Source organism: Citrobacter sp. CK199 (assembly GCF_030333285.1).
GTDB lineage: Bacteria > Pseudomonadota > Gammaproteobacteria > Enterobacterales > Enterobacteriaceae > Citrobacter_B > Citrobacter_B koseri.
The window spans coordinates 591,124-612,094 of record NZ_JAOWGF010000029.1 but is presented as its reverse complement, the minus strand read 5'-3'; the positions used below and the strand labels follow the sequence as shown (position 1 = coordinate 612,094).

The 20,971-nt window shown below is 53.0% G+C and carries 18 protein-coding genes; 1 reads left to right on the top strand and 17 read right to left on the bottom strand.

Annotated elements, in window-relative coordinates:
* Positions 1-110: 110 nt before the first annotated feature.
* From accA to rpsB, 17 genes are all read right to left on the bottom strand, one after another.
* On the bottom strand, positions 111-1,070 hold the full coding sequence (gene accA, locus OGX75_RS21125; RefSeq protein WP_012133972.1) for an acetyl-CoA carboxylase carboxyl transferase subunit alpha: 960 nt from the start codon (positions 1,068-1,070) through the stop codon (positions 111-113).
* A 12-nt stretch (positions 1,071-1,082) separates the two neighbouring features.
* Positions 1,083-4,565: a DNA polymerase III subunit alpha gene (gene dnaE / locus OGX75_RS21120; protein ID WP_286451564.1), complete on the bottom strand. Its 3,483-nt coding sequence runs from the start codon at positions 4,563-4,565 to the stop codon at positions 1,083-1,085.
* Between the two features lie 36 nt (positions 4,566-4,601).
* Positions 4,602-5,198: a ribonuclease HII gene (gene rnhB / locus OGX75_RS21115; RefSeq protein WP_012133974.1), complete on the bottom strand. Its 597-nt coding sequence runs from the start codon at positions 5,196-5,198 to the stop codon at positions 4,602-4,604.
* Positions 5,195-6,343, bottom strand: a complete 1,149-nt coding sequence (gene lpxB / locus OGX75_RS21110; protein WP_012133975.1) for a lipid-A-disaccharide synthase — start codon at positions 6,341-6,343, stop codon at positions 5,195-5,197. The genes rnhB and lpxB overlap by 4 nt, the downstream gene beginning before the upstream one ends.
* A complete protein-coding gene (gene lpxA, locus OGX75_RS21105; protein ID WP_024130684.1) occupies positions 6,343-7,131 on the bottom strand; it encodes an acyl-ACP--UDP-N-acetylglucosamine O-acyltransferase in 789 nt (262 codons plus the stop codon). Before lpxA ends, lpxB begins: the two co-directional genes overlap by 1 nt.
* A gap of 3 nt (positions 7,132-7,134) precedes the next feature.
* Complete coding sequence (gene fabZ, locus OGX75_RS21100) at positions 7,135-7,590, bottom strand: 3-hydroxyacyl-ACP dehydratase FabZ (protein ID WP_003018528.1); 456 nt, start codon at positions 7,588-7,590, stop codon at positions 7,135-7,137.
* Positions 7,591-7,693: 103 nt separating this feature from the next.
* Positions 7,694-8,719, bottom strand: coding sequence for a UDP-3-O-(3-hydroxymyristoyl)glucosamine N-acyltransferase (lpxD, locus tag OGX75_RS21095; protein WP_012133978.1), 1,026 nt, complete (start codon positions 8,717-8,719; stop codon positions 7,694-7,696).
* A 3-nt stretch (positions 8,720-8,722) separates the two neighbouring features.
* A complete protein-coding gene (gene skp / locus OGX75_RS21090) occupies positions 8,723-9,208 on the bottom strand; it encodes a molecular chaperone Skp (RefSeq protein WP_024130685.1) in 486 nt (161 codons plus the stop codon).
* A gap of 122 nt (positions 9,209-9,330) precedes the next feature.
* Positions 9,331-11,760, bottom strand: a complete 2,430-nt coding sequence (gene bamA, locus OGX75_RS21085; protein ID WP_012133980.1) for an outer membrane protein assembly factor BamA — start codon at positions 11,758-11,760, stop codon at positions 9,331-9,333.
* 31 nt (positions 11,761-11,791) lie between these two features.
* Positions 11,792-13,144 (bottom strand): sigma E protease regulator RseP, encoded by a 1,353-nt coding sequence (gene rseP, locus OGX75_RS21080; protein ID WP_012133981.1) that lies wholly within the window; start codon positions 13,142-13,144, stop codon positions 11,792-11,794.
* Between the two features lie 11 nt (positions 13,145-13,155).
* Positions 13,156-14,013 (bottom strand): phosphatidate cytidylyltransferase, encoded by an 858-nt coding sequence (gene cdsA, locus OGX75_RS21075; protein ID WP_012133982.1) that lies wholly within the window; start codon positions 14,011-14,013, stop codon positions 13,156-13,158.
* A gap of 12 nt (positions 14,014-14,025) precedes the next feature.
* A complete protein-coding gene (ispU, locus tag OGX75_RS21070) occupies positions 14,026-14,784 on the bottom strand; it encodes a (2E,6E)-farnesyl-diphosphate-specific ditrans,polycis-undecaprenyl-diphosphate synthase (protein ID WP_049007937.1) in 759 nt (252 codons plus the stop codon).
* 255 nt (positions 14,785-15,039) lie between these two features.
* Positions 15,040-16,236 carry a 1-deoxy-D-xylulose-5-phosphate reductoisomerase gene (gene ispC / locus OGX75_RS21065; RefSeq protein ID WP_012133985.1) on the bottom strand — a complete coding sequence of 399 codons (1,197 nt, stop codon included), beginning with the start codon at positions 16,234-16,236 and terminating at the stop codon, positions 15,040-15,042.
* Positions 16,237-16,331: 95 nt separating this feature from the next.
* The gene (gene frr / locus OGX75_RS21060; protein ID WP_024130687.1) at positions 16,332-16,889 is read right to left on the bottom strand and encodes a ribosome recycling factor; all 558 of its coding nucleotides are present in this window, start codon (positions 16,887-16,889) and stop codon (positions 16,332-16,334) included.
* Between the two features lie 272 nt (positions 16,890-17,161).
* The gene (pyrH, locus tag OGX75_RS21055) at positions 17,162-17,887 is read right to left on the bottom strand and encodes a UMP kinase (RefSeq protein ID WP_012133987.1); all 726 of its coding nucleotides are present in this window, start codon (positions 17,885-17,887) and stop codon (positions 17,162-17,164) included.
* 147 nt (positions 17,888-18,034) lie between these two features.
* Positions 18,035-18,886, bottom strand: a complete 852-nt coding sequence (tsf, locus tag OGX75_RS21050; RefSeq protein WP_024130688.1) for a translation elongation factor Ts — start codon at positions 18,884-18,886, stop codon at positions 18,035-18,037.
* Between the two features lie 134 nt (positions 18,887-19,020).
* Positions 19,021-19,746, bottom strand: coding sequence for a 30S ribosomal protein S2 (rpsB, locus tag OGX75_RS21045; RefSeq protein ID WP_012133990.1), 726 nt, complete (start codon positions 19,744-19,746; stop codon positions 19,021-19,023).
* Between the two features lie 324 nt (positions 19,747-20,070).
* Here rpsB and map point away from each other — a divergent pair, with 324 nt between their 5' ends.
* Positions 20,071-20,865 carry a type I methionyl aminopeptidase gene (map, locus tag OGX75_RS21040; RefSeq protein WP_012133991.1) on the top strand — a complete coding sequence of 265 codons (795 nt, stop codon included), beginning with the start codon at positions 20,071-20,073 and terminating at the stop codon, positions 20,863-20,865.
* Positions 20,866-20,971: the final 106 nt, after the last annotated feature.

Below are 20,971 nucleotides of genomic sequence, written 5' to 3'. Positions count from 1 at the left end.
CTTAGCTAATCATAGCCTGGTCAAACCGCAGGTAAAAAAAAGGGCCACAAAATGTGACCCTTTTTACTCCATGTCCGATAAGCGCAAGCGCCATCAGGCATTGATGATGTTTACGCGTAGCCGTAGCTCATCAGGCGCTGATAACGACGGTTTTTCAAATCGTCTTTGCTCAACACGTCGAGATCGGCGAGATCGGCCAGCAGTTGCGCTTTCAGAGAAGCCGCCATCGCTTCCGGGTTACGGTGCGCGCCACCCAGCGGTTCCTGAATGATAGAATCAATCAGCTTCAGCTCCTTCAGGCGCGGCGCAATAATACCCATCGCTTCGGCAGCCAGCGGCGCTTTGTCCGCGCTTTTCCACAGAATGGACGCACAGCCTTCCGGGGAGATAACGGAATAGGTGCTGTACTGCAACATATTCACTTTATCGCCCACGCCAATCGCCAGCGCGCCGCCGGAACCCCCTTCGCCGATAACGGTACAAATCACCGGTACGCTCAGGCGTGACATTTCACGCAGGTTACGTGCGATCGCTTCAGACTGACCGCGTTCTTCCGCGCCCACGCCAGGGTAAGCGCCAGGGGTGTCGATAAAGGTAATGATCGGCATGTTGAAACGCTCAGCCATTTCCATCAGACGCAGCGCTTTGCGATACCCTTCAGGTGCCGGCATGCCGAAGTTACGACGGATTTTCTCTTTCGTTTCACGGCCTTTCTGATGACCAATAATCATCACTGGACGACCATCCAGACGCGCGATACCGCCGACGATAGCTTTATCATCCGCATAGGCGCGATCGCCCGCCAGTTCGTCAAATTCATCAAACGCCAGGCGAACATAATCCAGGGTGTATGGACGTTGCGGATGGCGCGCCAGTTGAGCAACCTGCCATGCGCCAAGATCGGCAAAGATTTTGCGCGTCAGTTCTACGCTTTTTTCACGCAGACGATGCACTTCTTCATCGATATTAATATCCAGTTTCTCGTCCTGGCGGCTTACCGCTGTCAGAGAATCGATTTTCGCTTCCAGCTCTGCAATCGGCTGTTCAAAATCAAGGAAATTCAGACTCATAGTATTCCTGTATTAGTCAAACTCCAGTTCCACCTGCTCCGAACCAATGAGGCCACGGAGATCGTTTAGCAAACGATCGCTCGGAGAGACACGCCACGTCGCGCCAAAACGCAACCGCGCGCGTGCATCCGCCCTCTGATAGTAGAGATGTACTGGAATTGTCCCCGAGCGGTGGGGTTCCAGAGACTGACGGAGTCGGTTTAAAAGCTGGTCATCAATTTGCCTGTCCGTCAGCGAGATAGCAAGCCCGCGAGCATATTTTTCCCGGGCTTCGTCAATATCCATGACTTCACGGGCCATCATTTTAAGCCCGCCGCTGAAGTCATCAAAGCTGACCTGTCCGCTGACGATAAGTATGCGGTCTTTTTCCAGCAATTGCTGATATTTATCCAGAGCGTCGGTAAACAGCATAACTTCCAGACGTCCAGAGCGGTCATCCAGCGTACAGATGCCGATACGATTGCCGCGCTTGGTGACCATAACCCTTGCAGCAATCACGAGCCCCGCAGCCGTGGTGACTTTACCACGTTCTGTCGGATGCATGTCTTTCAGCCGGTAGCCTCCGACATAGCGCTCAATTTCTTTTAAATACTGATTGATAGGGTGTCCCGTCAGGTAAAGCCCCAACGTTTCACGTTCCCCGTCCAGCACCACCTGTTCCGGCCACGGCTGGCAGCTGGCATAGGATTGTTCAATTTGTTCCGGCTCTTCCGCCAGTACGCCAAACATATCCGCCTGCCCAATCGCTTCCGCTTTGGCATGCTGTTCGGCGGCTTTCAGCGCGTCGCCCAGCGAGTTCATCAGCGCGGCGCGGTGCGGCCCAAGGCGGTCAAACGCCCCGGACATGATCAGTTTTTCCAGTACCCGGCGGTTGAGCTTTTTCGTGTCCGTGCGGGCGCATAAATCAAACAGCTCGCGGAAGTAACCGTCTTTATTGCGCGCCTCGATGATAGCTTCAATCGGGCCTTCACCCACGCCTTTGATCGCGCCGATGCCGTAAACAATTTCGCCATCGTCGTTAACGTGGAAGTGATACAGCCCTGAATTGATATCCGGCGGCAGGATTTTAAGCCCCATGCGCCAGCATTCATCCACCAGACCGACCACTTTTTCGGTGTTGTCCATATCGGCGGTCATTACCGCCGCCATAAACTCTGCCGGGTAGTGCGCTTTCAGCCACAGCGTCTGGTAAGACACCAGCGCATAGGCGGCGGAGTGCGATTTGTTAAACCCGTACCCGGCGAACTTTTCCACCAGGTCGAAGATTTTTATCGCCAGCTCGCCGTCAATGCCGTTCTTTCTGGCGCCCTCTTCAAAGACGGAACGCTGTTTCGCCATCTCTTCCGGCTTTTTCTTACCCATCGCACGACGCAGCATATCCGCGCCGCCAAGGGTATAACCGGAAAGCACCTGGGCAATCTGCATAACCTGTTCCTGGTACAGGATGATGCCGTAGGTCGGCTCCAGTACGGGTTTCAGGCTTTCATGCTGCCATTGCACGTCTGGATAGGAAATCTCTTCACGGCCATGCTTACGGTCGATGAAGTTATCCACCATGCCCGACTGCAACGGGCCGGGGCGGAACAACGCCACCAGCGCGATCATATCTTCGAAGCAGTCAGGTTGCAGACGCTTAATCAGATCTTTCATGCCGCGGGATTCAAGCTGGAAGACCGCCGTGGTTTCCGAGCGTTGCAGCATGTCGAAACTTTTCTTGTCATCCAGCGGGATCGCCGCGATATCCAACGGCGGTTCGCCATTCTTCTCGCGGCGGGCGTTGATCATCTCCAGCGCCCAGTTAATGATGGTGAGCGTGCGCAGCCCCAGGAAGTCGAATTTGACCAGCCCGGCGTATTCCACGTCGTTTTTATCAAACTGCGTTACCGGGTGCTGACCGGCCTCATCACAGTACAGCGGCGCAAAATCGGTGATTTTGGTCGGCGCGATAACCACGCCACCGGCGTGCTTACCGGCGTTACGCGTGACGCCTTCCAGCTTGCGCGCCATATCGATCAGCGCTTTAACTTCCTCATCCGCCTCGTAAATTTCCGGCAGTTGCGGTTCCGCCTCAAACGCTTTCGCCAGCGTCATGCCCGGGTCAGGCGGCACCAGCTTCGAGATACGATCCACGAAACCGTACGGATGCCCCAGCACGCGCCCCACGTCGCGGATAACCGCTTTCGCCGCCATCGTACCGAAGGTAATAATCTGAGATACCGCATCGCGGCCGTACATATCCGCTACGTGTTCGATAACCTGGTCGCGTTTCTCCATACAGAAGTCAACGTCGAAGTCAGGCATGGAGACACGTTCCGGGTTAAGGAAACGTTCGAACAGCAGGTCGAATTCCAGCGGATCAAGGTCGGTAATTTTCAGCGCATAGGCCACCAGCGACCCCGCACCGGAACCGCGCCCCGGCCCTACCGGTACGCCGTTATCTTTCGACCACTGGATAAACTCCATCACGATGAGGAAGTAGCCTGGGAACCCCATCTGGTTAATAACCTGAAGTTCAATGTCCAGACGTTCGTCATAGGGGGGACGCTTCTCTTTACGCACCGCTTCGTCAGGGAACAGGAATTCGAGACGTTCTTCCAGACCTTCTTTCGATTTCTTGACCAGGAAGTCTTCGGTGGTCATGTCCCCCGTCGGAAACTGCGGCAGGAAGTATTCGCCCAGACGGACGGTCACGTTACAGCGTTTGGCAATCTCAACGCTGTTTTCCAGCGCTTCCGGGATGTCGGAGAACAGTTCGCACATCTCGTCTTCGCTACGCATATATTGCTGCGGCGAATAGTTACGCGGGCGTTTAGGATCGTCGAGCGTAAAACCATCGTGAATAGCCACGCGGATTTCGTGCGCGTCAAAGTCCTCGCTGTTAATAAAGCGGACATCATTCGTTGCGACAACCGGCAAGCCACGCGTTTCCGCCAGCTCAACCGCCGCATGCAGATACGTTTCCTCATCCTGCCGACCCGTGCGGATCAGCTCCAGATAGTAGCGGTCGGAGAAATATTCTTCATAGAAGGCGACGCATTCGTCCACCAGCGCACTGTTGCCGCGCAACAAACTGCGGCCCACATCGCCCATCCGGCCACCGGAAAGCAAAATCAGACCGTCTTTTAATTCAGTCAGCCATTCCCTGTCGATCACCGGCCCTTCTGCGCCGTAGCCACGCTGATAGGCTTTTGAGATCAACAGAGTAAGATTCTGATAGCCCGTATTATTTGCCGCCAGCACGGTCAACTGGCAGAGTTCATCTCCCAGCGGAGTGCCGCGAACATGGAAATCAGCGCCGACAATAGGCTTAATCCCTGCGCCGTGGCCCGTTCCGTAGAACTTCACCAGACCGCAAAGGTTGGTAAAATCGGTGATCGCCAGCGCAGGCATGCCTAACGCGGCCGCCTTTTTTACCAGCGGCCCGGTTTTCGCCAGCCCATCGATCATGGAGTAGTCGCTGTGCACCCGCAGGTGGACGAAACGTGGTTCAGACATCTTCAGATTCCCGTTTACTTAATCTCGACACAAGAATCAGGACGCAAGTCCCAGGGCGCGTTTGACAGGAGCAAAACTACGTCGATGATGCTCCGTCGCACCATGTTCAGCAAGCGCCGCCAGATGAAAAGCGGTCGGATACCCTTTGTGCTGGGCAAAACCATACTGTGGGAAAATACCGTCCAGCGCCGCCATTTCGGCATCGCGCGTCACTTTCGCAATAATAGATGCCGCGCTGATCTCGGCCACACGGCTGTCGCCTTTCACCACCGCCATAGAGGGCACGGGCAGTGCCGGACAGCGGTTGCCGTCAATCAGCACATATTCCGGCGCAATATGCAAACCGGCAACGGCGCGCTGCATCGCCAGCATCGTGGCGTGCAAAATATTTAGTTCATCAATTTCATGAGGTTCCGCGCGTCCCAGACTCCAGCTTAACGCTTTTTCTTTGATTTCATCATACAGCGCCAGACGGCGCTTTTCTGAGAGCTTCTTGGAATCATTGAGACCCACGATTGGGCGAGCCGGATCGAGGATCACAGCGGCCGTCACCACCGCGCCGACCAGCGGGCCGCGTCCAACCTCATCCACACCCGCGACCAACTGCGTATGCGGATAAACAAATTCGATCATTGTGCTAACTCCAGGACAGCGTCCGCCGCTTGCTCATCGGCATTACAACGGATTTGCTGGTGCAACTCGCGGAAGGTGTCATGCATCGCATGGCTGGTTTTGCCATTCGCCAGCAGCGGCAGCAAGGCCTCTGCAAGCGCATGCGGCTCACACTCTTCCTGCAACAGCTCTTTGACTAATTCTCTTCCCGCCAGCAGATTAGGCAGCGAAACATAATCGGTCTTTACCAGGCGCTTCGCCAGCCAGAAGGTAAAGGGTTTCATCCGATACCCCACCACCATCGGGCATTTCGCCAGCATACACTCCAGCGCCGCCGTACCAGACGCCAGCAATGCGGCGTCGCTGGCCACCATCGCTTCACGTCCCATTCCGTCGAGCAGATGCACGGAAAGCTCCGGCGCAACCTCAGCTTTAATGCGCTCGAACTGCTCGCGGCGTTTGGCGTTCACCAGCGGTACGACAACTTCAAGGTCAGGATAGGTCTGACGCAGCAGCTGCGCGGTTTTCAGGAAGTCCGCGCTCAGCATCTCCACTTCCGCGCCACGGCTACCGGGCAGTAGCGCCAGGCAGTGTGCATCATGCGAGATTCCCAGCACATCACGCGCGGCGTTTTTATCCGGGTCCAGCGGCATAGCGTCCGCCATCGTATGCCCGATAAAACGGCATGGCACGTTAAACTTGTCGTAAAACGCTTTTTCGAAAGGCAGAAAAGCCAGCACCATATTGGTGGATCTGCCTATTTTGAAAACGCGTTTCTGTCGCCACGCCCAGACGGACGGACTGACATAATGGATGGTTTTTATACCCTGCTTTTTCAGGTTGCCTTCAAGGGTAATATTGAAGTCCGGCGCATCAATGCCGACAAAAACATCCGGCTGAAGCTCGGTAAAGCGGCGGGTCAAATCGGCACGAATATGCAATAAGCGACGCAGGCGACCAAGCACTTCAACAATGCCCATTACCGCCAGCTCTTCCATCTCATACCAGGCTTCGCAGCCCTCAGCCTGCATACGCGGCCCCGCCACGCCGACGAAACGCGCGTTGGGCACACGCGCCTTCAGCGCGCGAATCAAGCCTGCACCAAGAATATCGCCGGAGGTTTCTCCGGCGACCAGGGCTATCGTTAAGGGACGCTGTTCCGCCATTAACGAATCAGACCGCGCGTTGAGCGGGCAAAGAAATCGCTAAAGAGTTGCACTTCCGGGTACTGCTTCGCCAGTTCGGCAATTTCCGGTTTAGCTTCATCCAGCGTTTTGCCGCTGCGGTACAACGCTTTATAGGCGTTGCGGATCGCGGTGATCGCTTCGCGGGTGAAACCGCGACGCTTCAGCCCTTCGATATTGACGCCAAACGGCGTCGCGTGATTGCCCTGAGCAATAACGTACGGCGGAACGTCCTGAGCAACGCCAGAACAGCCGCCAACCATCACATGCGCGCCAATGGTGCAGAACTGGTGCACTGCGGTCATGCCGCCGATGATGACAAAATCATCCAGCGAAACGTGGCCCGCAAGCGTAGCGTTATTGGCCAGAATACAGCGGTTGCCTACTGTACAATCGTGCGCCACATGGGCATTGATCATCAGTAAGTTATCGCTGCCCACCTTCGTCAACCCACCACCCTGCACTGTGCCACGATGAATGGTGACGCTTTCGCGAATGCGGTTACGATCGCCAATTTCCACACGGGTCGGTTCGCCAGCATATTTCAGATCCTGGTTTACTTCACCGATGGAGGCGAACTGATAAATCTCGTTATCGCGACCAATTTTTGTATGGCCATTCACGACAACGTGAGACTTCAGTACGGTACCCTCACCAATTTCGACATGGGGTCCAACAATACAAAAAGGACCAATATGAACATTAGCGCCAATACAGGCGCCGTCTTCCACAATGGCGGTTGGATGAATAAAGGCGGATTTATCAATCACGTATCAGGCCTCCCGGCTACGAGCACACATCATGGTTGCTTCGCACACGACTTTGCCATCGACCAGAGCAACCCCTTTAAAGCGGGTCAGGCCACGGCGCGTTTTCTCGAAAGTCACTTCCATGATCATCTGATCGCCAGGCACGACAGGACGCTTAAAGCGCGCTTCGTCAATACCCGCGAAGTAATACAGTTCACCCGGCTCCAGTTTTCCAACGCTTTTAAACGCCAGAATCCCTGTTGCCTGCGCCATCGCTTCCAGAATCAGCACACCCGGAAAAATCGGTTTACCCGGGAAATGGCCCTGGAAGAAAGGCTCATTTACGGAGACATTCTTCACTGCGCGCAGAAAACGACCTTCTTCAAAGTCCAGCACACGGTCAACCAGCAAAAACGGAAAACGGTGCGGCAGAAGTTCTAAAATCTCTTCAATATGCAGAGTATGAGTGTTAGTAGTCAAAATACTCTTCCTGTCCAAATATACTAAAAGGCAATAATAACACGGCCTGCCGCAATCATATGAATGTGACAGGCCGTAAAAGGATGGCACTACAGGTGGAACGCTAGTCTTGTTGATTAACCTTGCGCTCAATCGCTTTGAGACGCTTGCTCATATCATCAATGTTCATCACCAGTGCAGCGGTTTTACGCCATACTTTGTTAGGCTGCAACGGAATGCCTGAAGAATAGACGCCAGGCTCAGTGATAGGACGCATGACCATCCCCATACCCGTCACCGTGACTTTATCGCATATTTCCATATGCCCGTTAATCACGCTGGCCCCGCCAATCATGCAGTAACGGCCAATCTTCAGGCTGCCCGCCATAATGACGCCACCGGCAACCGCCGTATTGTCGCCAATCACAACGTTATGTGCAATCTGGCACTGGTTATCAATGATAACGCCGTTGCCGATCACAGTGTCATCCAGCGCGCCACGGTCAATCGTCGTACAGGCGCCGATCTCAACACGATCGCCAATAATGACGCGACCAAGCTGCGGGATCTTCACCCAGTTACCCCGATCGTTAGCGTAACCAAAACCGTCTGCGCCGACGACAGTGCTCGACTGGATCAGGCAATTCTCACCGATCTGAATGTCGTGGTAAATCGTTACATTCGCCCACAGACGCGAACCTGCACCGATTTTTGTGTTTTTCCCGACGAAGCAACCTGCGCCGATAATCACGTTATCGCCCAGTTCTACGCCAGACTCAATTACCGCATTCGCGCCAACTGAAACATTGTTACCCAGCGTCGCTGTCGCATCGATCGCTGCACTCGGTGCAATATTCTGCGCAGGCTGCGGCGTGGTATCTAAAATTTGCGCCATTCGCGCATACGTCAGGTAGGGGTTCTTCACTACCAGCGCAGCACTCTTAGCAAAAGGAAGATCGTCCTGCGTCATGACAACGGCAGAAGCCTGGCATACGCCTAAGTGTTCACGGTATTTAGGATTCACCATGAACGTGATGTGGCCTGTTTGCGCAGATTGCATGGACGCAACGCCGGTGATGACGATATCGCCATCACCGTGTAATTCTGCATCCAACTGCTCTGCTAAATCAGCCAGTCGAATTGAAGGCATTACTTATTTAACCTGTTTCAGTACGTCAGCAGTGATGTCTTTCACGTCGCTGCTGTTATAAGCAACTGTGTTGGCATCAACGACCAGATCGATACTCTGGCTGTTAGCAACGGATTTCACAGCAGTCTGGATACGGGTAACCAGTTTGCCACGCTCTTCGTTGGAACGACGCGCGCGATCCTGTTCAAAAGCCTGGGCTTTCTGAGAGAAAGTCTGGCGTTGAGCCATCACGTCTTTTTCCAGCTTAGTACGTTCGCTACCTGCTTTCATGGACTGCAAACGCTGCATTTTAGATTGCAGATCGGTTTCCATACGCTGCAATTCGCTGGCACGGCCTTTGAACTCGTTTTCCAGCGTGTTAGAAACACCCGTCTTCTGTGCGACCTGTTGGAACAGGCTACCCATATTAACGATCGCAATTTTGTCAGCAGCCTGTGCGGACGTTACCATCGCTAAACCGAGACCTGCAGCTAATAACCACTTTTTCACAATAAACTCCTTACCATCCCATTTGTGCCCGCAGGCACAGTTCTTTGCGTGGCCAGGCGATCTCAGACGAGATCGCCAAAAGTCATCGCTACACTACCATTACATTCCTTTGTACAGAACAATTACCAGGTCTTACCAATGTTAAACTGGAACTGTTCCGATTTGTCTCCATCGTACTTTTTGAACGGCTGGGCGTAGGAGAAGACCAACGGCCCCAATGGGGACATCCATTGTAATGCGATACCAGCAGACATACGGATATTACTCGGATCGCTGTAGTCCGGGTAACCGGCATACGCGTTCGAATCCCAGTTCGTATCCCAGACAGTACCTACGTCCCAGAAGAAGGAGGTACGAACCGAGTTAGCGTACTTGTCGCTAATAAACGGCGTCGGGGTGATGAATTCGAGGCTGGCGACAGCCATAGCGTTACCGCCTACTGCGTCATCAGACTTACACGGCGCAGTTTCAGTGCTCTTACAATCGTTATCGTAGTCGTCATCGCCGTCATGACGGCTGCTCGCCGGGTAGTACACCGCTTTTGGACCGATAGTATTGGACTGGAAGCCACGCACGGTGCTTGAGCCACCGGCATAGAAGTTCTCATAGAACGGCATCTCTTTGCCGCCAATACCGTCACCATAACCCCAACGAGTACGACCCAGAACCACCCATTTGTGATCGTCATCGATCGGCACATAGGTCGCGGTATCCAGCGTCGCTTTGTAGTATTCGTTATCAGAGCCCGGGATGGTCACTTTACCATTCAGGTTGACACGCGTACCTTCCGTCGGGAAGAAGCCACGGTCCAGCTTGTTATAAGTCCAACCGTAGTTGAAGGTGAAGTCGTTAGCGCTGAATGAGTTGCGGTCATTCGTATTGGACGGATATTCACCCATCGAGTTCAGGTAACGCCACATGGCAACCTGCGGCTGCATGTTGGACAGGGAGTTATGTACATAACCTAAACCTGCACGCAGCGTGTTGTACTCGTTAATCGGGAAGCCCAGCGTAACGTCCGTACCATAACTTTTGTTGGTATAGTCGGACAGATCTGCATCATCTGCCTGGAAGTCATTATAGAAGATACGGCCGCCGAGGCTGACGCCATCAACGGTGAAGTATGGGTTAGTGACAGACAGTTCAGTATAGGTCTGGTAGTCGTTTTTGGTCCCGTTAATACCCACGGAATAACCCGTACCTAACCAGTTGTCCTGCTGAACGCCCGCCTGGAAGCTCACGCCGCTTTCTGTGCCGTAACCAATACCGAAGTTAAAGCTACCGGTGTTACGCTCTTTCACTTTATAGACGACGTCAACCTGGTCCGGGCTGCCCGGAACGCGCTGCGTGTCGGTATCGACGGTTTCGAAGTAACCCAGACGGTTCAGACGCTCTTTACCCTGATCGACCAGATCGCTGCCTAACCATGCCCCTTCCATCTGGCGCATTTCGCGGCGCAGGACGGAATCTTTCGAGGTGTCGTTGCCTTCAAAACGGATCTTACGCACGTAGAAACGGTTACCCGCATCAACGTTCACACGTAATTTAACGGTTTTGTCGGCATCGTTGATTTCAGGCTGCGACTGCACGCGCGGGTAGGCATAGCCATAACGACCAAGAAGTTTCTTGATGTCGTCTTCCATTTTGGTCACTTTGGTGCCGTTATAGAGTTCACCTGGTTCGATCTTCGTCAGGTTCTCAATCTCGGCGGAGTGTCCAGCCAGGTTACCGCTCACCTGCACACCGGAAAGCTTGTACTGATCGCCTTCGGTGATATTAACGGTGATGTAGATGCCTTTCTTATCCGGCGTCAGGCTGACCTGCGTCGAATCGATGTTGAAACGGGCATAACCGCGATCCAGATAGTAGCTGCGCAGCGTCTCAAGGTCGCCAGCCAGTTTCTGTTTCTGGTATTTACGATCGCCCACGACGTTCCACCACGGCACTTCGTCGCGCAGTTGGAAGTGAGAAATGAGTTCGTCAGTGCTGAAGGCATGGTTGCCGACGATATTGATCTGTTGGATCTTCGCCGATACACCCTCCTGGAACACCAGTTTGAGATCCACACGGTTACGCGGCAGCGGCGTGACGACCGCTTTTACGCTGGCGCTGTATTTACCAACGCTGTAGTAGAAGTCTTCCAGTCCTTTTTCGATATCAGAGAGCGTGGTGCGATCCAGTGATTCGCCAACACGCACGCCAGACGCCTCAAGGTTCTGCTTCAGCATGTCATCTTTCACCGATTTGTTACCGGAGAAAGTGATGCTGGCAATCGTCGGACGTTCTTTTACCTGAACCAGAAGCGTATCACCATCGCGCAGGACGCGGACATCCTCGAAGTTGCCAGTGGCGAACAGAGCACGAATGGTATTACTGATATCTTCATCATTAACCGTGTCGCCTGTGCGCACCGGCATACTGAGGAGGGCCGCACCAACGGCGACTCGCTGTAGGCCTTCGAAATGAATGTCCTTCACCACGAACCCTTCAGCACCGTATACGGTGGCGCTGCTAAACAGCAGCGACGCTATGAGCAACTTTTTCATCGCCATCGTTATTATGCGTTCTTCCTAACTAACTCTCTTACAACCGAGAGAAATCATTGAAAAGTGCAAGCCCCATTAACAACACCAGCAAAATCGCGCCAATGCGGTAACTAAAGTCTTGAACCCGCTCGGATACCGGCCCGCCCTTCAGCTTTTCAATCGCCAGGAACAGCAGATGCCCCCCGTCAAGAACGGGCAGCGGAAACAGGTTGATTATCCCTAAGTTCACGCTGATAAGCGCAAGAAACATCAGGTAATAAATGCCCCCAAATTCCGCTGACATCCCAGCCCCCTGAGCGATAGAAATCGGCCCACTGAGGTTGTTCAGTTTCACATCACCGGTTATCAATTTTCCCAGCATACTGACCGTCAGCTTCATCAACTGCCACGTCTTGTCCGTGGCTTCGAGGATGGCGCTGAATGGCCCATACTGGCGTACAGTCTTGTACTCATCCGGCAGAGGAATAATTTTAGGCACAACACCCGCAAAACCTTCTGCCTTTCCGTTAACCGGCTTTGTATCCGGGATTAACGTCAAAGACAAGGAACTCCCCTGCCTTTCAATTTCCAGCGCTAACGGCTTATCTGGATTGTTGCGCACAAGCGTCACAAACGTCATCCATTGCGTTAACGACTGACCATCGACTTTAACGATCCTGTCGCCTGCTTGCAAACCCGCCTTACTTGCAGCGGAGTTCGCCTGCACTTCTGACAGCACCGGTTCGATCTGTGGACCACGCGGCCGAATCCCTAAAGAAGATACAGGATCTTCTTTATCTGGCTCAAATGCCCAGTGGCGCAAATCTAACGTTTTATCCTGGCGCTGATTACTGCCGAACGGCGCCACGCTGATTGTCGTACGCTCATCGCCGATTTTGGACACCAGCTGTAAGCGCACCGCATCCCAATCAGGGGTTTCGATGCCATCAATGGCTTTAAGTTCCGTACCAGGAAGAATTTGCGCCTGGGCGGCAATCGAGTTGGGTGTTATTTCACCAACCACCGGACGAACGCCAGGGACGCCGATGATAAAAACCAGCCAGTAGGCAAAAATAGCGAAAAGAAAATTTGCAATCGGACCTGCGGCGATAATCGCCGCCCGCTGTCCCACGGTTTTATTGTTGAAAGCGTGGTGGCGCAGTTCCGGCACAACCGGCTCAGCGCGCTCATCCAGCATTTTGACGTAACCGCCGAGGGGAATCATGGCGATCACATATTCCGTACCGTATCGATCGGTACGCCGCCAAAGCGCTTTCCCAAAACCGATAGAAAAGCGCTCGACACGAACACCGCAGCGCCGGGCAACCCAGAAATGACCAAATTCATGCACGGTGATAAGCACACCCAGTGCGACGATGAATGCAGCCAGATTCCAGAGAATACTCAGCATAAAACCTTCCGTTAGAGTGTCCTGAATACCAGTAACAACAGGCAAGCAAAGACCGGTACTGCCGCCGTCAGGCTATCAATACGATCCAGAATACCACCATGCCCTGGGATCAAGTGACCACTGTCCTTAATTCCTGCTTCACGCTTAAACATGCTCTCAGTCAGATCGCCCAGCACTGACGCCAGGGCCGCGATGACAGAACAAATCAGTAAGGTTGAAGGCGCAACATCCAGATTCGCCCACATGCCGTAACCCCATGAAATCACGGCGGCAGTCGCGAGTCCGCCAATAAAGCCCTGCCAGGTTTTACCAGGAGAAACCTTTGGCGCAAGTTTATGTTTGCCGAACAGTTTGCCAAACATATATGCCCCGGAGTCTGCCCCCCAGACGAGGATCATGACATAGAGCAGCCATATGGCGCCACTGTAATGATTCTCATCATAGTGCCAGGCGCGCAGCGCCAGCATTCCCCAAAAAAAAGGAATGATGGTTAACACCCCGAAAATTACGCGTAATGTCTTTGAATTACGCCAGATCGCCGCCGAACCGGGATAAAATAACACCAGTAATAATGCAACGACCCACCAGCCCAACGACGCCCAAAGCGAAACCTCAACAAGCGGCTGATGAATGTTGCGGTGATATTCAGGCAGCAAAAACAGCATCAGCGCCAGCAATAACCCGCACAGCACCGCCAGCCAGACCCGCTGAGTACGCGTGGTAAAACCGCTTAACTGTCCCCATTCCCAGGCGGCCAGCATACAAACGACCAGCGTGACAATGGCGAACCCCACCGGCGGGAGTAAAAAAAGCGCCGCGATGACAACGGGTATTAAAACAAAAGCAGAAATCAGGCGATACTTCAGCAAAAGCGACCCCCATCAGGCTTTTTCATCACCGGGCTCGGTGCCGCCGAAACGACGCTCTCGATTGGCAAAGGCATGCAGCGCCCCTTCAAAGTCTTGTTCATCGAAATCGGGCCAAAGAACATCAGTAAAGTAAAGTTCGGCATAGGCAATTTGCCAAAGCAAAAAGTTACTAATGCGATGCTCTCCCCCAGTCCTAATTACTAAATCTACAGGAGCCAGTTCATGCATACAGATTTTCTGGTTTAGCATCTCTTCGTCAATCTGATCAGGGCGCAGCAGTCCTTCCTGCACCTGTTCTGCCAGTTGCCTGACTCCCTGGACAATATCCCAACGTCCGCCATAATTCGCCGCGATATTCAGCGTCAGCCCGGTATTCTGGGCGGTAAGCGCTTCAGACTTGCGAATACGTTCTTGCAAACGCGAGTTAAATCGACTGGTGTCGCCAATAATGCGCAGGCGAACGTTATGGCGATGCAGGCTTTTTACTTCGCTATCCAGCGCCCACACGAACAGCTCCATTAACGCACTCACTTCCTGCGCTGGTCGGTTCCAGTTCTCACTGCTAAAGGCATACAGCGTTAACGCATCAATACCGTTGTTGGCAGCGAAAGATACGGCCCGACGGACGGATTTTGCTCCGGCCTTATGCCCAAAGGCGCGAATCTTCCCTTGCTTTTTCGCCCAGCGGCCATTGCCATCCATAATGATTGCTACATGGCGACAGCCATGTGCTGGCAAATTTTCGCTTAGTGGTTGAGTTGCAGACAACATAACGCGTTTTTAGTCCCTGAAAGGATTTAACGGTACTCAGGAATACTGAAGCCTTTTGCGCTTCATCCTTCAGGCTGCCTCTTCGTTGGCTATGAATGATGCAACCTGAATGATTTTGTGCATCCACAAAAAAGCCGTGTCAAACCACGGCTTACCTGACCGCATAAAGCCAAATATCTGCGATCGGGTGGCGCAGACTATATCACTGAAGCCCAACGCTAACAAATAGCACGATCCTGTGTAGAGGGATTATCATCAGCTTGCGAGTCGCATCACCTGTTTTCTGGCGACGTCACGCGCGACGGCATCAACCCTGAGAACGTCGTCAACGCTTCCCGGTTCCTGCAAATCCATTTTCTCCAGCACAGATAAATTGAGCTCAGCAATATCTGTAAAGCGAATCTCTTCAGCCAGAAATGCGGCGACGGTGATTTCATTCGCCGCATTCAGCGCGGTTGTCGCGGCCTGGCCTTGCTCAAACGCGTCCATCGCCAGTTTCAGGCACGGATAGCGCTGATAATCTGGCGCAGAGAACGTCAACGCACTGAGCTTGCAAAAATCGAGCGGCTTCACGCCAGAGTTCACGCGATTCGGCCACGCCATCGTATGCGCGATTGGCGTACGCATATCCGGCTCCCCCAGTTGCGCCAGAACGCTGCCGTCCTGATAACGCACCATTGAGTGAATAACCGACTGCGGGTGAATCAACACGTCCATCTGGCTTGCGCTGGCGTTAAACAACCAACGCGCTTCAATGTATTCCAGACCTTTATTCATCATGGTGGCGGAATCGACGGAAATTTTTCGTCCCATAGACCAGTTCGGATGACGACATGCCTGATCGGGCGTCATGGCCGCCAGATCGCACAATGGCGTTTCACGAAAAGGGCCACCAGACCCGGTAAGCAAAATCGACATCACGCCATTTTGCTCCAGCTCAGCGTATCCCAGATCGTTTTGAATAGGTTGGGGCATACTCTGAAAAATCGCGTTATGTTCGCTATCTACCGGTAAAAGCCGGGCTTTACTGCGTTTCACCTCGTCCATAAACAGACGCCCGCAGGTGATCAGCGACTCTTTATTGGCAAGCAGGATGGTTTTACCGGCGCGAATCGCCGCAAGCGTAGGCAGCAGACCTGCCGCGCCCACGATAGCCGCCATCACCTGATCGACCTCATCCAGCGCAGCCATATCGCAGGCGGCCTGTTGTCCGCTCAGGACGTCAGTGCGGCTTCCATGTTCCAGAAGCGCAGTTTTCAGCCGTTGAGCGCTCTGTTCATCGTCCATCACCGCATAACGCGGCGAAAACTCCAGGCACTGCTCTACCATACGGGTGACATTTTTACCCGCAACCAGCGCGACAACACGGAAGCTTTCAGGATTATGGCGCACCACATCCAGCGTGCTGCAACCAATAGAGCCGGTCGAGCCCAGAATGGTTAGTTGCTTCATGAAACGTCCAGAAGAATTGAGACAGGATAGAAAGCAAAACGCCGCCCGGAAGACCCGTCAGGGTCAACCAGCGGCGTTTTAGTCGTACAGGAAAATCAGAACTGCATCAGTTCCGCTTCTTTTTCCGTCAGCGCCGCATCAACTTTCTTGATGGCAGCGTCAGTCAGTTTCTGTACTTCGTCCTGAGAACGGCGATCGTCATCTTCGCTGATCTCTTTATCTTTCAGCAGCGCTTTTACTTTGTCGTTCGCATCACGGCGTACGTTACGCACGGCAACACGCGCCTGCTCTGCTTCGCCACGAACGATTTTAGTCAGGTCTTTACGACGTTCTTCAGTCAGCGGCGGCAGCGGAACACGGATATCGCTACCCGCAGAACTCGGGTTCAGGCCGAGGTCAGAAGCCATAATCGCTTTCTCAACCGCCGGGCTCATGGAGCGATCGAACACATTGATTTTCAGCGTGCGGGAGTCTTCTACCGTTACGCTCGCCAGCTGACGCAGCGGAGTCGGCGTGCCGTAATATTCCACGACAATGCCATCCAGCAGGCTGGGAGAAGCACGACCCGTGCGAATTTTGCTGATTTGGTTTTTAAACGCTTCAACGCATTTTTCCATGCGTACTTCAGCATCTTTTCTGATATCGCTAATCACGTTACGAATCCTTGAAAACTAGTCTCAGTCGACCAGACAATCACACAATACACTTCATCCTTCAGGCTGCCTCTGCGTTGGCTGCGAACGTTCTTCCCTGCCACGTACCAGTGTACGCGCCTCGGGATTCACGCTCTTGCCGCCGTGATGCAGCATGAATGATTTCGTGTATACAGAGTATGCTCAGTATAGTCTCGTTTAATTCATGCCACAGGATATATAAATCCTGCCGGGTAAAGGCGAATCTTACCCGGAATTGGCCATCACGGGAATTATTCCGTGATTAAAGTCCCTTCTTTTTCGCCCATCACGACGCGACGCAGCGCGCCCGGCTTGTTCATATTGAAGACACGAATTGGCAATTTGTGGTCACGAGCCAGCGTGAACGCGGCCAGATCCATCACTTTCAGCTCTTTATCCAGCACTTCGCCGTAGGTGAGTTGCTCATACATCGTGGCGGACGGATCTTTGGCCGGGTCCGCAGTAAATACGCCATCGACTTTCGTGGCTTTCAGCACCACATCCGCTTCAATTTCGATACCGCGCAGGCAAGCCGCAGAGTCGGTGGTGAAGAAGGGGTTGCCGGTGCCCGCAGACAGGATAACCACACGGTTATTACGCAGCAGACTAATGGCTTCTGCCCAGCTGTAGTTGTCACACACGCCATTCAGCGGAATAGCGGACATCAGGCGGGCGTTCACATAGGCGCGGTGGAGCGCATCGCGCATCGCCAGACCGTTCATCACGGTGGCCAGCATGCCCATGTGGTCGCCCACAACGCGGTTCATACCCGCTTTCGCCAGACCAGCACCACGGAACAGGTTACCGCCACCAATCACCACACCAACCTGAATGCCCAGTTCCACCAGTTCTTTGATTTCCTGAGCCATACGATCCAGTATGCTTGCATCAATACCGAAGCCTTCCGAACCCTGCAAAGCTTCGCCACTCAATTTAAGCAGAATACGTTTATAGACGGGTTTTGCATTGGTAGCCATGTTTCTTTCCTGAGACTGTCAACGATTGAGATGAGTTAATTCCGGCGACATTGTATGTCGCTTTTCAGCGCAGCCACTATAGGGGTTGGCTGAATTTACAAGATGGACGCAAAAAGAAGCCGCCCTCAGGCGGCTCCTTTTCGACAATTAAGACTGCTTGGACATCGCAGCAACTTCTGCTGCAAAGTCAGTCTCAACTTTCTCGATGCCTTCGCCCACTTCAAAGCGGATGAAGCCAGTTACGTCGGCGTTGTGCTCTTTCAGCAGTTGACCAACAGATTTGCTCGGTTCCATAACGAAAGGCTGACCGGTCAGAGAAACTTCGCCGGTGAATTTCTTCATGCGGCCTTCAACCATTTTCTCTGCGATTTCTTTCGGCTTACCAGACTGCATCGCGATATCCAGCTGTACCTGGTATTCTTTCTCTACCACTTCAGCAGACACGTCTTCCGGCTTAACGAACTCAGGCTTGCTTGCAGCAACGTGCATTGCCAGCTGTTTAACCAGCTCTTCGTCAGCGCCTTTAGCCGCAACCAGAACACCGATGCGCGCACCGTGCTGGTAAGAACCCAGAACGTCGCCTTCCAGGGAAGCAACACGGCGAATGTTGATGTTTTCACCGATTTTTGCCACCAGAGCAACGCGCTCTTCTTCGAACTGTGCTTTCAGCACGTCAACGTCAGTGATTTTGCCAGCAACAGCGGCGTCCAGCACTTTGTCAGCAAATGCCTGGAAACCAGCATCTTTAGCAACGAAGTCAGTCTGGCAGTTAACTTCCAGAATGATGCCGTAGTTGCCGTCGATTTTGGTTTTGATCACGCCGTCAGCAGCAACGTTGCCTGCTTTTTTCGCTGCTTTGATCGCACCGGATTTACGCATGTTTTCGATTGCCAGCTCGATGTCGCCATTCGCTTCAGTCAGTGCTTTTTTGCAATCCATCATGCCTGCGCCAGTACGCTCACGCAGCTCTTTTACCAGGGATGCGGTAATTTCAGCCATTCTAAAATCCTCGGAAGATTTGATCTGCCCGGCATCAAACCGCACAGATTTAAAAGTGAAAAAGGGGCCTAAAGGGCCCCTAACCAAACGTGATACTACCTGGTTTATAAGGGGGCTCGAACGAGCGTGCCTTATTATTCAGCTTCTACGAAGCTTTCTTCCGCCTGAGAAGCCAGATCCTGAGAACGGCCTTCACGAACGGTTGCAGCTACAGCGCCCAGGTACAGGCTAACAGCACGGATTGCGTCGTCGTTACCCGGGATAACGAAGTCAACACCGTCCGGATCAGAGTTGGTATCAACGATAGCAAATACCGGGATACCCAGGTTGTTTGCTTCTTTGATAGCAATGTGCTCGTGGTCAGCATCGATAACGAACAGTGCGTCCGGCAGGCCGCCCATGTCTTTGATACCGCCCAGGCTGTTTTCCAGTTTCTCAAGCTCACGAGTGCGCATCAGCGCTTCTTTTTTGGTCAGCTTTTCGAAAGTACCGTCCTGAGACTGAGTTTCCAGGTCTTTCAGACGTTTGATGGACTGACGAACGGTTTTCCAGTTAGTCAGCATACCGCCCAGCCAGCGATGGTTCACGAAGAACTGGTCGCAGCTGTTAGCAGCGTCTTTCACCGCTTCGCTTGCAGCACGTTTAGTACCAACGAAAAGGATTTTACCTTTGCGAGAAGCAATCTTGTTCAGTTCAGCCAGCGCTTCGTTGAACATCGGTACCGTTTTCTCAAGGTTGATGATGTGAACTTTGTTACGCGCACCGAAGATGAACGGCTTCATTTTCGGGTTCCAGTAACGGGTCTGGTGACCGAAGTGAACACCAGCCTTGAGCATGTCGCGCATGGAAACAGTTGCCATGATTAAAACCTCTATATATAAAAGTTGGGGTTATGCCTCCACGTATCCCATATTACCGACCCCAAAGGGCACCCCGGAATATGTGCCGATACGTGTGTGTTGTTACACAAAGTGAGATTTGTCGCTTCAGTCCATCTTGTGTAGTCTTCGAATGGAACGGAAGTCCGGCGCGCTTTATACCACAAATACGCCGCGGACACCAATAATTGTTGGCTCGATGTGCTGTTAATGATTCTCAATTTGGCAGGCTACGCTTTGGACTGATACCATTGACAGCACTTACACAATTATTGTCGAAATAATCGACACCGATGGACAGAATTCATGGCTATCTCAATCAAGACCCCTGAAGAAATCGAAAAAATGCGCGTCGCTGGCCGCCTGGCCGCAGAAGTGCTGGAGATGATCGAACCGTATATCAAACCGGGCGTCAGCACCGGGGAACTGGATCGCATCTGCAACGACTACATCGTCAATGAACAACACGCGATCTCCGCTTGCCTCGGCTACCACGGTTATCCGAAATCCGTTTGCATCTCCATTAATGAAGTGGTGTGCCACGGTATCCCGGACGATGGCAAATTGCTGAAAGACGGCGATATCGTCAATATCGACGTAACCGTAATTAAAGATGAATACCACGGCGATACGTCAAAAATGTTTATCGTCGGCAAACCGACGATTCTGGGCGAGCGCCTGTGCCGAGTAACCCAGGAAAGCCTGTATCTGGCGCTGCGAATGGTCAAACCGGGCATCCGTCTGCGCACGCTGGGCGCGGCCATTCAGAAATACGCGGAAGGCGAAGGCTTCTCTGTCGTTCGCGAATATTGCGGTCACGGGATTGGTCGCGGCTTCCATGAAGAACCGCAGGTTCTGCACTACGATGCGGACGACGGCGGCGTGGTTCTGCAACCGGGAATGACGTTCACCGTTGAACCGATGCTGAACGCCGGTGATTACCGCATCCGCACCATGAAAGACGGCTGGACGGTAAAAACCAAAGACAGAAGCTTGTCTGCGCAGTACGAGCATACTATTGTGGTAACCGAAAACGGCTGTGAAATTCTGACGTTACGCAAGGATGACACCATCCCGGCGATTATCACGCACGACGCATAAACTTTTGCCTGATGGCGCTACCGCTTATCAGGCCTACAATCAGCGTTTACCCGTAGGCCGGATAAGGCGTTAACGCCGCATCCGGCTTTTTAATGGGTGGCGCATA

Coding starts and splice junctions, on each gene's coding strand:
- accA (WP_012133972.1), bottom strand. CDS start 1,070: ATGAGTCTGAATTTCCTTGATTTTGAACAGCCGATTGCAGAGCTGGAA.
- ispC (WP_012133985.1), bottom strand. CDS start 16,236: ATGAAGCAACTAACCATTCTGGGCTCGACCGGCTCTATTGGTTGCAGC.
- lpxD (WP_012133978.1), bottom strand. CDS start 8,719: ATGCCTTCAATTCGACTGGCTGATTTAGCAGAGCAGTTGGATGCAGAA.
- rpsB (WP_012133990.1), bottom strand. CDS start 19,746: ATGGCAACTGTTTCCATGCGCGACATGCTCAAGGCTGGTGTTCACTTC.
- rnhB (WP_012133974.1), bottom strand. CDS start 5,198: ATGATCGAATTTGTTTATCCGCATACGCAGTTGGTCGCGGGTGTGGAT.
- ispU (WP_049007937.1), bottom strand. CDS start 14,784: ATGTTGTCTGCAACTCAACCACTAAGCGAAAATTTGCCAGCACATGGC.
- dnaE (WP_286451564.1), bottom strand. CDS start 4,565: ATGTCTGAACCACGTTTCGTCCACCTGCGGGTGCACAGCGACTACTCC.
- rseP (WP_012133981.1), bottom strand. CDS start 13,144: ATGCTGAGTATTCTCTGGAATCTGGCTGCATTCATCGTCGCACTGGGT.
- tsf (WP_024130688.1), bottom strand. CDS start 18,886: ATGGCTGAAATTACCGCATCCCTGGTAAAAGAGCTGCGTGAGCGTACT.
- map (WP_012133991.1), top strand. CDS start 20,071: ATGGCTATCTCAATCAAGACCCCTGAAGAAATCGAAAAAATGCGCGTC.
- lpxB (WP_012133975.1), bottom strand. CDS start 6,343: ATGGCGGAACAGCGTCCCTTAACGATAGCCCTGGTCGCCGGAGAAACC.
- bamA (WP_012133980.1), bottom strand. CDS start 11,760: ATGGCGATGAAAAAGTTGCTCATAGCGTCGCTGCTGTTTAGCAGCGCC.
- pyrH (WP_012133987.1), bottom strand. CDS start 17,887: ATGGCTACCAATGCAAAACCCGTCTATAAACGTATTCTGCTTAAATTG.